At 35.6% G+C, this 12,492-nt stretch carries 8 protein-coding genes; 4 read left to right on the top strand and 4 right to left on the bottom strand.

The genetic code is table 11. From position 1 onward, the window contains the following. Positions 1–20: 20 nt before the first annotated feature. Together ACFWV9_RS04310 and ACFWV9_RS04305 are read right to left on the bottom strand one after the other, a co-directional pair. The gene (locus tag ACFWV9_RS04310) at positions 21–1,139 is read right to left on the bottom strand and encodes a hypothetical protein (RefSeq protein ID WP_411894009.1); all 1,119 of its coding nucleotides are present in this window, start codon (positions 1,137–1,139) and stop codon (positions 21–23) included. Positions 1,140–1,203: 64 nt separating this feature from the next. Further along, positions 1,204–2,448, bottom strand: coding sequence for a M28 family peptidase (locus ACFWV9_RS04305; protein WP_411894008.1), 1,245 nt, complete (start codon positions 2,446–2,448; stop codon positions 1,204–1,206). A gap of 146 nt (positions 2,449–2,594) precedes the next feature. Here ACFWV9_RS04305 and ACFWV9_RS04300 point away from each other — a divergent pair, with 146 nt between their 5' ends. Beyond that, complete coding sequence (locus ACFWV9_RS04300) at positions 2,595–3,710, top strand: TolB family protein (RefSeq protein ID WP_411894007.1); 1,116 nt, start codon at positions 2,595–2,597, stop codon at positions 3,708–3,710. Positions 3,711–3,712: 2 nt separating this feature from the next. On the opposite strand, the gene ACFWV9_RS04295 is transcribed toward ACFWV9_RS04300, so the two are convergent. After that, entirely contained in the window at positions 3,713–6,127 is a 2,415-nt protein-coding gene (locus tag ACFWV9_RS04295) for a TonB-dependent receptor domain-containing protein (protein ID WP_411894006.1), read from the bottom strand. A 152-nt stretch (positions 6,128–6,279) separates the two neighbouring features. On the opposite strand from ACFWV9_RS04295, the gene lepA reads away from it, so the two are divergent. Further along, positions 6,280–8,076 carry a translation elongation factor 4 gene (gene lepA / locus ACFWV9_RS04290; RefSeq protein WP_411894005.1) on the top strand — a complete coding sequence of 599 codons (1,797 nt, stop codon included), beginning with the start codon at positions 6,280–6,282 and terminating at the stop codon, positions 8,074–8,076. Here the strand turns inward: lepA and ACFWV9_RS04285 are convergent. Next, complete coding sequence (locus tag ACFWV9_RS04285) at positions 8,073–9,899, bottom strand: cation:proton antiporter (RefSeq protein ID WP_411894004.1); 1,827 nt, start codon at positions 9,897–9,899, stop codon at positions 8,073–8,075. The two genes, lepA and ACFWV9_RS04285, sit on opposite strands and share 4 nt — an antisense overlap. A 113-nt stretch (positions 9,900–10,012) precedes the next feature. Here ACFWV9_RS04285 and ACFWV9_RS04280 point away from each other — a divergent pair, with 113 nt between their 5' ends. Both ACFWV9_RS04280 and ACFWV9_RS04275 read left to right on the top strand, forming a co-directional pair. Then, complete coding sequence (locus tag ACFWV9_RS04280) at positions 10,013–10,873, top strand: MBL fold metallo-hydrolase (RefSeq protein WP_411894003.1); 861 nt, start codon at positions 10,013–10,015, stop codon at positions 10,871–10,873. Positions 10,874–10,884: 11 nt separating this feature from the next. Further along, a complete protein-coding gene (locus tag ACFWV9_RS04275; protein WP_411894002.1) occupies positions 10,885–12,489 on the top strand; it encodes a S8 family peptidase in 1,605 nt (534 codons plus the stop codon). Positions 12,490–12,492 lie beyond the last annotated feature (3 nt).

The raw sequence follows: 12,492 nt of genomic DNA, 5'->3' as shown, positions 1-12,492 counted from the left end.
AAGGCTTTTTAAAGAACTGACTAGTAGTTAACATCTATTATACCCACTGACAGGGTGAGTTCTTCGCCTAGGGCATTGATAACAGTTCCTTCAAAAACAGCATTTAAAGAAAAGTTGCTACTAATTAGTGTATTAAATCTGAAATTGTTTACTCCGGGATAATAGGGGAAATAGTCGACACCATCAACCTTTATTACAAAATTCAAAAAGGTATCTATTCCTGTTACGTGCTCTGGCAATTCAAATGAGAGGCTGTGGTTGCCAAACAGGGCAGATCCATAAACCGATATTACTTCATTTGAATAAGATATTGTTTTGTTTGCAAAATCAATGTTCTGCAAACCCGCCGTAACTCTCAATACGTCTGCTGACAATAACCCACAATTGCCCAATTGGTCAATAATATTAACCAAACCACCGTCTGGATCTCCGCATTCAATAATCTGGTCTTCTAATGCTCGCCTATAATTGAGACACAATTGAATATCTTCATTGCTTTGGCTGTAAGCTATTTGAGCTCCTCGAGTTGCATCTCTAAGTGGACAGCTAAAAACAGTGAAATCCTTAGTCCAGATCGATGATGTCCTTTTGGTTACTGTTACTCCATCTGGTATCGATCCGTTTGTGTTATTCAAAGTTACGTCTTGAAAAAGTATTAGGGTCTCTCCGTTTTCTGAAATCATAAACCTTTTGACCTGTTCACCTTGTAAATAAATCGTATTTTCTTCTTGAGTGGTAATATCAAAAGGGGATTCTTCAAAAAATATATCATCGTTGTTTAGCGAATATCCATGAGTGGAGTCAATACCTGTATTGGTATAAAAATTACTAGTTTCCTCAATACCGTTAACTTTTACTCTAGAATTATAAGTGTAATCACCACTAACCCTAAAGTTATTATCGTCAAAAGTTATCGTATAATCAGAAGAAGTACTAAAAACTTTTGTTTCCGTATTTGAAGATTGATCTTCTGGATTCGGAGAATAAGACACCTCGGTATTAAATTCTACGAGATACCATTCTCCAAGAATTTTTGGATTAGCATTTAAGGTGCTGATATCAAAGTCTACAGGTTCGTTGTCGCAATTAAGCGAGGACAACAATACAAATAGACAGCAAAACGCGGCTATCTTTTTCATTTGAAGAAAGGCAATCTTTTTCTTCAAATTTAAATAAAAATCAGTTATGCTTATGAGATGTTGCTTAGAACTTAACCTTAGTCTCTATCTTTTGCGCTCCACGCATTAACGTGATATCTGCCTCATCTCCCTTATCAAACACTGATAATGCTCTCATATAGCTCATCATGTCAGTAACCGTACTGTCACCAAGTTTTATTACCACATCTCCCTTTTTTATACCCGCATTGTAAGCTGGGGTATCTTCTCTTGTACCGTCTATACGCATTCCCTTTCCGTCATATAAATAATCAGGGACCACACCCAAACCAACCTTGAATCTAGGGGTTTCCTCGCTTTCGTTTTTGGTTTTTCTAAATGCCAACTCTCCGTTGTCATCTAAATCATTGATTATATCAAAAATATAATCTGAAATAAGATTCATGCCCTCATAATTCAATTTATCATAATCATCGCTAGGCTTGTGATAATCTTCGTGCTGACCTGTAAAAAAATGTAATACAGGTACATCTATCAAATAAAAGGAAGTATGATCGCTTGGGCCAACACCACTTTCGTTTTCAATAAGTTTAAATTTCTCATTGTTAGCCTTTAAAGTTTGCTTAAATATTGGCGAAGTGCCCACGCCATATACTGCTAGTGTGCTATCGGCTTTCATACGACCCACCATATCCATATTAATCATATAATTAATAGACTCTGCGCTTATTGTTGGGTTCTTTGAAAAATAATTTGAGCCCAACAACCCCATTTCTTCTCCAGAAAAGGCCATGAATAAATAATTGTTATTGTCTTTTATTTCTGATTGATCATTCTTAATTTTCAATCTATCAGCCAAGTTTAGGAGTATTGCCACACCACTAGCGTTATCGTCAGCGCCATTATGAATAGCTTTATCTTTTTCTCTGTACAACGATCCTTCGCCACCATAACCTAAATGATCGTAATGCGCACCAACAACAATTGTTGTCTCTGCATTGTTATCAATAAAACCTATTACATTATTACCCGTAATGGTACTGTCTGCATTAGTGGTAAATTCTACCTCTTTATGCGGGTCTGTTTTTGGCTTAAATGAAAAAGGTTGTAAATATTCTTCCGTTCCCTTTGGCTCGAGCCCCAATTCCTTAAATCTCGTTACTAAATATGCTGATGCTTTAGCCTCTCCTTCAGTACCTGTCTGCCGACCTTCAAACTTGTCATCAGCTAAAAAGGTTACATCATTCTCTATATTGTTCGTTGCAATTTTTGGTTCATTTTTACATGAGATCAAACTAACTAAAACCAATAATAAAATCAGATTTTTCATTGTAATATGTCTTTAAAATTAATGTTTGACGAAGATTAAAATTTAAAATTTTTCTTAAACAAATTTCCTTTGATACTTCAATTAATCTGTAAGTCTTATTTTTGCACAAAATTAGGTATTAAAAGCCATTTATTATATAAAATAACATGAAGAAAATTACTGTACTTCTTATACTTTTCATTTCTTTTTCATCTTGCAAAAATGACACCTCTTATCAGGACCAAACAACTCCATCGGAATCAACAGATGTGAAAGTAAATGACAACCCTCTAATATATCCAGAAGAGAAACATTTTAAATCTGTTAGACAGGTGACTTTTGGTGGTGATAATGCAGAAGCTTATTGGAGTTTTGACGACAAGAAATTGGTGTTTCAATCAAATAATACTAAATGGGGTGTTGGTTGTGATCAGATGTTTTTAATGGATGCTAATGAAACTTTTTCTGACAGCATTGCTCCTCCAATGATAAGTACTGGAAAAGGGCGTACGACATGTGCCTATTTCTTACCAGATAATAAGCACATAATATACGCATCCACACACCTTAAACAAGATGAATGCCCTGAGACACCTTTACGTAAAAATGGTAAATACATATGGCCTATCTATGATAGTTACGACATTTTTGTCGCAGATTTAGAGGGTACTATTGTAAAGCAACTGACAAAAGAAATTGGTTATGATGCAGAGCCAACCGTGTCACCTAAAGGTGATAAAATCGTTTTTACCTCAACCAGAAGTGGCGATTTGGAACTCTATACAATGAATATAGACGGTACGGAAGTAAAACAAATTACAAATGAGCTTGGCTATGATGGCGGTGCATTCTTTTCTCCAGATGGTACTAAATTGATCTTCCGCTCTTCTCGTCCGAAGACCGAACAAGAAATAAAAGAATATAAAGAATTACTTGCTGAAGGCTTGGTAGAGCCAACAGAGATGGAGCTTTATATTTGTAATGCCGATGGTACCGATTTGCGCCAACTCACCGACTTAGGCAACGCTAACTGGAGTCCGTTTTTTCACCCTTCAGGAGAGAAAATACTTTTCTCATCTAATTTTGAAGCAGAGCGCGGTTTTCCTTTTAATTTATATTTAATCGATATCGACGGAAAAAATTTAACTCGTGTAACTCATGGAGAAACATTTGATGCGTTTCCTGTGTTTTCCAATGATGGCAAATATTTGGCTTTCTCTTCAAATAGAAATAATGGTGGTGGTAGAGACACCAATCTTTTTATAGCTGAATGGCAAGATTAGGATTAATTTAAATCTTTGAGTCTTTCGCGTTCTTCAGCATCGGTGGTGCGCTCATTTGTCGATAATTTTGTGTTTCCAAATTTATAGCGGAACCCAAGGCGCACAAAACGGTTGTCCAAATTTTGAAATCTTGAACTAGATTGATTTAAATAGGCTATCGAGGTTTCAAAATCTTGATAATTGAAAATATCCTCAACACCCAAAGAAATTACACCCCTTTTATTGAATATAGCTTTTGAGATGTTGATAGATGAAATAAGCCTATTCTCTACCGTTTGAAAATTCAATAGATTTTTATTTGACCATTCAAGATTTACATCAATATTTAAACTGTTATCCTCTAAAAGTGTCAAATTGTTTTGTAAGATGCTATAGTTAGACCATTGTTCTTGCTTTACAAACCCTTCTCCAAAATCAGATTCCTCTGTCATTTTATAAAAAGAAGTGAGGGCATAAAGGCTCCATCTGTTTGAGATACTATAATCAAATACCAAGTCTAAGCCGTAGTCTACTTTTTTCTCTAGATTGGTTGGTGTATAGGCAACAATATTTGTTGTGTTGTTTTGTCTTGGAAGCTCAATGATATCACCGTCATAATTTGTATAATAGGCTTCTATTGTAAAGTGGTCTAAGAAATTTATTCCTAGTTTAAAACTATCAAAATAAGCCGGCGACAAGTCTGGGTTTCCTACAACAACAGTGTTTTCATTTATAAAAAAGGTAAAGGGATTTAAGCTTCTAAAATCCGGCCGGCCGATACTTCGCTTATAGTTGCTGTATATTGAAAAATTATCAGAAACACTATGAGATATGCTTACATTAGGAAACCAATTAATATAGTTCTGGGTATTCTTTTGAGCCAGAGTTCGTGACTCACCATCAATATTTGATTGTTCTACCCTTAAACCCAAATTTATCTCCCATGCATTCCAAGACTTACTATAATTAGCATATCCAGCAATAACTTTTTCATCGTATGTAAAAGCATCAGAGTTGTCAGAATTAATAACCTCTTGGTTGTTAATTATATCAACCCTCGTAATATCACTATCGGTTTTTACATTTGAGTATTTTAACCCGAGGTCTAGGCTTGAGCTTTCGTCAGTTGCCAAATTAAAATCTATGCTTCCTGTAAGAATGTTTGTGTCTTGGTTGGCCAGCGTATTAAATTCCGAATCATTAATAAACGTGTTGTTGGCATCAAAAAAATTGCTTAATACATTTTGATCTCTTTGATAGCTGTATGTTGTATAGTGACCGTTTAGCACTATGCCCGCTTTGTCACTAAACTGGTGGCTAAATATTAAATCTGTACCTATATTAAATTTGTCGTCTCTAGAGAGATTGTCGGCCGTAAAGCGAGATAGAAAATTTTCTCCACTATCAAAAATGTTAGTATTATTTGCAATTTTATATTTAAAATATGGCGTATAAAGTGCAGTGCTTGTGAGACTAATTGTGCTGTTTTCGTCTATAAAAAAATCAAAGTTTAAATTGAGGTTGTGGTTTTGAGACCAGGTATTTCGATTAATCTTAGACCTCCAAATCTCATCTATTTCATTATTAGCGTCAAGGAAATTCACTTTATCATCTTGGTCTCTGTTAATCTTGTTCTGCGAATAACTATAATTAAGATTGAGGTTAATCTTATTATTCTTAAAATAATGGCTGGTTCCTGCATTATATCTTGGAAAAACCCCTTGGGTGTAATTTGTAAAAATTGATCCTCTATATCCAGTAACCAAATTCCTACTCATTACAATATTTACAACTGACCCGCTATCTGCTTCATAACTGGCAGGAGGATTGGTTATAACCTCAACAGATTTAATACTGTTTGCTGGTGAGCTTTCTAATAGTTGAATTAACTCATTAGGTGTTAATTGTACTCTACGGTTGTTTATATATACAGTTGCGGGTGCATTTTTAATATTAATACCACCATCTGAAACAATTACTCCAGGCGTGCTTTTTAAAACACCTAAGGTTGATCCTTCTATTAGCGCAGTGTTTTCAATATTAAAAATTAGTCGATCTGGTTTTCGTACAACTGTTGGTTTTTTTGCAATAATATCAACTTGTTGAAGTGTCTCTGCAGATTCAATTAGCTCAATGTTTCTTAGGTCTAAGTTACCCGTTAAAACAATTTTCTGCTTAAACTTATCAAAGCCAATAAAACTAATAATGAGGTCATATGTATTAGAGGGAAGATTTCTTATCTGAAAATAACCCTTGTCGTCTGTTGAGGTTCCTTTAACAAATTCGCCATTATCATTATTTATAATAACGTTAGCAAATTCAATTGGGTTCTTTTGAGTATCAACAACAGTACCAGAAACAGAAAACTCTTGAGCTATTGCATTGGAAAAACACAACAAAAAGATCACTATAAAAAGAATTCTCTGGAGGGCTATCATTAGTTAGGTTTGTAGCGCAAGATATAAATTGTTTTTAACTTTATCTTGTGGTTTTCCCACAAGAACCAGCTTTTTTATTGTTGTTATTGATGCTCTAAAGCACAAGAATTCAATTATATTTGCATTCCTCTAATTTGCTACAGAAAAGATAGATGAAGAACATTCGCAACTTTTGCATTATTGCACATATAGACCACGGAAAAAGCACCCTGGCTGACCGTTTACTAGATTATACAGGTTCTGTTACAGCTCGTGAAAAACAAGATCAATTGCTAGATAGTATGGACTTGGAGCGCGAGCGTGGTATTACTATTAAGTCTCACGCTATACAAATGGATTATGAATTAGAAGGTGAGAAATATGTGCTAAATCTTATAGACACTCCTGGTCATGTTGATTTTTCGTATGAAGTATCGCGCTCTATTGCTGCATGCGAAGGCGCATTACTTATTGTGGATGCGGCACAAAGTATACAAGCACAAACCATTTCTAATCTATATCTTGCATTAGAGAACGATTTAGAAATTATTCCGGTATTAAATAAAGTGGATTTACCAAGTGCTAATCCAGAAGAGGTAACAGATGATATTGTTGATCTATTAGGTTGTAATCCTGAGGAAGTGATTCACGCCAGTGGAAAAACAGGTTTTGGTGTTGATAATATATTAAAGGCTATTATTGAGAGAATTCCTGCTCCAAAAGGAAATGTTGACGAACCATTACAAGCCTTAATTTTTGATTCTGTTTATAATACATTTAGAGGTGTTGAAACTTATTTTAGGGTATTTAATGGTGAAATAAAAAAAGGTCAGAAAATCAAATTTGTTGCTACAGGTAAGGAGTATTTTGCAGATGAAGTTGGTACTTTAAAATTAAATCAAGTGCCAAAACAAAGTGTAAAAGCTGGTGATGTAGGTTATCTAATTACAGGAATTAAAACGGCAAAAGAAGTTAAGGTTGGTGACACCATTACGGACTTTGCAAATCCAACAACTAATATTGTAGAGGGGTTTGAGGATGTAAAACCAATGGTCTTTGCTGGTATTTATCCGGTAGATACTGAAGATTATGAAGAACTTCGTAATTCAATGGAGAAGTTGCAACTCAATGATGCCTCATTGGTGTTTCAGCCCGAAAGTTCTGCTGCATTAGGTTTTGGTTTTCGTTGTGGCTTCTTAGGAATGTTGCATATGGAAATTATTCAAGAGCGTTTGGAGCGTGAGTTTGACATGACAGTAATTACAACTGTACCCAATGTATCTTATTACGCTTACACCAATAAAGAACCAGATGCGGCCTTTATCGTTAATAACCCAAGTGATTTACCGGACCCATCCACTATTAATCGCGTTGAAGAGCCCTTTATTAAAGCAACTATCATTACCAAGTCAGATTTTGTGGGTAATGTCATGAGCCTATGTATTGAAAAGCGCGGTATGATTATTAATCAAACGTATTTAACCACAGAACGTGTTGAATTAATTTTTGAAATGCCTTTGGCCGAAATTGTTTTCGATTTCTATGACCGCTTAAAAACGGTTTCTAAAGGTTATGCATCGTTTGATTATCACCCTATAGGAATGAAAGTTTCTAAATTAGTACGCCTAGATGTCTTATTAAATGCGCAACCGGTAGATGCACTTTCGGCTTTAATTCATGCAGATAATGCACATACCATTGGTAAAAAGATGTGCGAAAAATTGAAAGAGCTCATTCCGCGTCAACAATTCGATATTCCTATACAAGCTGCTATTGGTGCAAAAATCATTGCTCGTGAAACAGTTAAAGCACTTCGTAAGGATGTTACCGCGAAATGTTATGGTGGTGATATTTCTCGTAAGCGAAAACTACTCGAGAAACAGAAAAAAGGTAAAAAGCGTATGCGCCAGGTAGGTAATGTAGAAATCCCTCAACAAGCATTCATGGCTGTTTTAAAGTTGAATGATTAAGCCATTGATTTACCTAAATAAACCAAGCTGCTTTTAGAATCTATTTCTTTTTCAATTTCATCATCAATAGACGGAATGATATGTATTATTCCTTTGCTTGTTTTGACAAACAATGGTATTTGAGAATTATTAGCCTTGATTTTCTCAAGAAGCCTGTTGTAGTCTTCAATGTCCTTAATGCTTGCTTCGCGTATTTCTGGATATGCCTCGCAAACTTCCATCAAATTGTTAAAATCATCTGATAATGTAAACAACCCGTTTTCTGTTGAAATTTCTCCAGCTTCTAATTCAGTTTTTGAAGCAAGTCTGAACGAGCCGTTTTCACCAAATTGATTGCCAAATTTTTCTACAGCATATCTGTTAATATCAGCATTGCCTGTGAGCGCCAATAAAAAGCCAATGTCATTAAGCTCAACGTTATCTGTGAGGTTGTCAGAATATATGTTTTCTGTATAAGCTTCAATTCCCATGGCTTCCGCTTCGCTAACGTTTTTTTGATTACTGTCTACAAGTACAACATGTCTGTCGTTTTCAACCAAATACTGGGCGATGAGACGGGATACCTTAGATGCTCCAACAATCAAAATTCCTTCTGATTTAGTTAAAAACACACCCGATATTCTGGCAAATAATCTTGCTGTTGTGGCATTTAACAACACTGTTCCCAGCACAATCATAAACACTAAAGGTGTAATGTATTCTGCACCAACAACATCTTCAGCGCTAAGTTTACTGCCAAATAACGATGCGATACCTGCCGCAACAATACCTCTTGGGCCAACCCAGCTTATAAATAGCTTTTCGTTTGCTTTTAACTTAGAGCCCGAAGAACTTAAGAACACAGCTAAAGGGCGAACCAAGAAAACCACGGCAAGAAATAGAGCGGCCGTTTCCCAGCGATAAAGCAATAACATATCTTCATAGTTTATGTTAGCTGCTAAAAGAATAAAGAGAATTGAAATAAGCAATACGCTTAAGGACTCTTTAAAATAAAGTAGTTCTTTAATGTTGTCTAGTTTGCTGTTGCCAACGACCATTCCCATAACAACGACGGCCAATAAACCAGACTCGTGTGCAAAAATTTCTGACTCAACAAATACCAATAAAACAACTGAAAGGGACACGACATTTAACAAATAGTGCGGAATAAATTTTTTGTTGATAGCAAAAACCAGGGCGTGGGCAAAGGTAAAGCCGAATGTAGTTCCAAATAGTACAATTTTACCAAATTCTATAAGTGCAGTTTTGGTAAAGCCAACTTCGCCCCCAACAAAAATAAACTCAAAGACCAATACGGCTACCAAGGCACCAATAGGGTCAATAAGAATGCCCTCCCATTTCAATACTGCTGAAACATCTCTTTTTAAAGGAATGTTTCTTAAAATTGGGGTTATTACAGTTGGTCCGGTAACAATTATCAGACCTGAAAATAGAAAACACAAATCCCAAGTAAGGTTAAATAAATAGTGTGCCAATACTGCCGCACCGAAAAAAGTCACTCCTGCTCCCAGCGTAATCAACTTGGTGATTACAGGTCCTACGTTTCGTATCTCGCTTCGTTTTAACGTAAGGCCTCCTTCAAAAAGAATAATACTAATAGCTAAAGAGACAAAATAATATAACGACTCACCAGGAAAAAGACCTTTCTTACCATTCCAAATGGGTTCAATCCATTTGGCCCCATCCTCACTTAAAAATTCTGCGGCTAAAGGCCCAACCAATAAGCCTATTAAAATTAAGGGTAAAATAGCGGGAATTTTAAATTTCCAAGCCACCCATTGCGCCAATATCCCAAGTATAATGATGCCCGCTAATTCTATCATTCTTAATTATTTTTGATGTCCTCGAAAATAGGTTTTTTTTTACAACTCAAAAAATCTTAATAAATCCTAAAGAACAAATGCAATTAAATACTAATTTGGTAAATTGCGCAATTATGAATTTATACCCCATAAATGCTGGTAACTTTAAACTAGATGGTGGTGCTATGTTTGGCGTTGTTCCAAAGTCTTTATGGCAACGCACAAATCCTGCTGATAGTAACAACATGATTGATATTGCGGCACGCTGTTTGTTAATTGAAGATGGAAATCGATTAATATTAATTGATACAGGTATGGGTGATAAGCAAAGCGATAAATTTTATGGATACTACTTTCTGTGGGGAGATGACAATCTAGATAAATCCTTAGCTCAATATGGATTTAGTAGAGAAGATGTCACTGATGTGTTTATGACACATCTTCATTTTGATCATTGTGGTGGCAGTATTCAATGGAATAAAGACAAAACCTTATTAGAGCCTGCCTTTAAAAATGCTCATTTTTGGAGCAATGCAGATCACTGGAAATGGGCAACCCAGCCCAACAGGCGAGAAAAAGCTTCGTTTTTAAAAGAAAATATTCTTCCAATGGAAGAGTGTGGGCAACTTAAATTTGTTGACTTGCCAAAAAAAGATTTGTTGAGAGATTCTACACTTGGTTTTGATATTTTCTATGCCAATGGCCATACGGACAAACAAATGATTCCTATGATAAAATATAAAGGCAAAACCATTTGTTTCATGGCAGATTTATTGCCAACAGCTGGTCATTTGCCAATTCCTTTTGTAATGGGATATGACACCCGTCCGTTGCTAACACTAGACGAAAAAGAAAAATTTCTCAATTTAGCGGCAAATCATAATTTTTATCTTTTTTTAGAACATGATGCACACAACGAAATAATAACCGTACAACATACCGAGAAAGGTGTTCGCTTAAAAGAAACCTTCACTTGTAATGATATATTTAATTAAAAACAATGTTTATGAATTTAAGTAAGAGACTTATTGGATCCTTAATGTTAATGTTAGCTGTTTTGTTTGGTTGCGGCAGTACTGCAGATATTCTGTCTACACCAATTGAGAATATTGACACATCACCGTTAAAGGTTGCTGATTTAACTGACTCGGAGAAAAAAAATTGGGGCCATTTAGACCTAGAAAGAGATACTATTCCCGGAATGGCCGTTGACAGGGCGTATGCCGAGATTATTAAAAACAAAAAGGGTAATAAAGTTGTTGTTGCCGTAATAGATTCTGGTATTGATATTGACCATGAAGATTTAGATGATGTTTTATGGACCAATAAGGATGAGGTTCCAAATAATGGAAAGGACGACGATAAAAATGGATATATTGATGATATTCATGGTTGGAATTTCCTTGGCGATACTTACAACGAGCAATTAGAGTTTGTGCGTTTAATCGTTTCTGGAAATACATCTGATCCTAGATTTGAAGAAGCCAAAAAACAATATGAAGAAGACTACCAATTGTGGACTAATCGAAAAACGCAATACGATCAGATTGCACAAGCTGTTAAAAATGCAAATGAAACCCTAACCAAGGTTCTTGGTAAAGACGACTATACCATAGCAGAGGTCAACGAAATTAAATCTGAAGACCAAAATGTTATGCAAGCGGTGCAGATAGCAAATAATATCAATGCAAACGGGTTAACAATGCAGGATGCAAAAACAGAAATTGATGGCGCCCTTGTCAGTATTAATGAACGTCTTAACTATAACCTGAATAAAGACTTTAAGGGGAGAAAATTAAATGATAACATAAATGATTTGTCTGATACCGGTTATGGCAATGGTAACGTAAAGCCAATGGTCAAAAACGAGTCACACGGTACACATGTTGCTGGAATAATTGCTGCCGAAAGAAATAATGGTAAGGGAGCTAATGGCGTGGCTAATAATGTTGAAATAATGTCTTTGAGGGTCGTTCCTAACGGTGATGAATACGACAAAGATGTTGCATTAGCAATTCGTTATGCGGTAGATAATGGTGCAAAAGTTATTAATGGAAGTTTTGGTAAATCATTTTCACCTCATAGCGGATGGGTAAGAGACGCTATTAAATATGCGGGTGACAATGATGTTGTTTTTGTACATGCTGCCGGAAATGACAGCAATAACGTGGATGTAGAACCAAATTTCCCAGATGATAATGTAAATTTTGTTGAAGTATCAGACAACTATATCAGAGTTGGTTCTTTGACAGAGAAATATGGATCAAAAATGGTGTCTGGTTTTTCAAACTATGGGAAGAAAAACGTGGATGTTTTTGCACCAGGATCATCTGTTTACTCAACAACACCAGAAAATGAATATGACTTTAAAGGCGGCACCTCTATGGCCGCTCCAGGTGTTGCTGGAATAGCCGCTCTAATTAGGTCCCAATACCCTAATTTATCAGCTTCACAAGTTAAACAAGTAATACTAGATTCTGGTTTGCCCTTAACCACCAAAGTAGTGGTGGGCGGTGACGCATCTAACGTAAAAGCTTTTTCAGAATTATCAAAATCTGGTAAAATTGTCAATGCATACAACGCATTAATTATGGCCTCAAAACTAAAATAAGAC

This window comes from Winogradskyella sp. A2, from assembly GCF_046762865.1.
In the GTDB taxonomy this organism is placed as follows: Bacteria; Bacteroidota; Bacteroidia; order Flavobacteriales; family Flavobacteriaceae; genus Winogradskyella.
The sequence above is the reverse complement of the archived record's forward strand: the minus strand, read 5'-3'. Positions and strand labels throughout refer to the sequence as shown.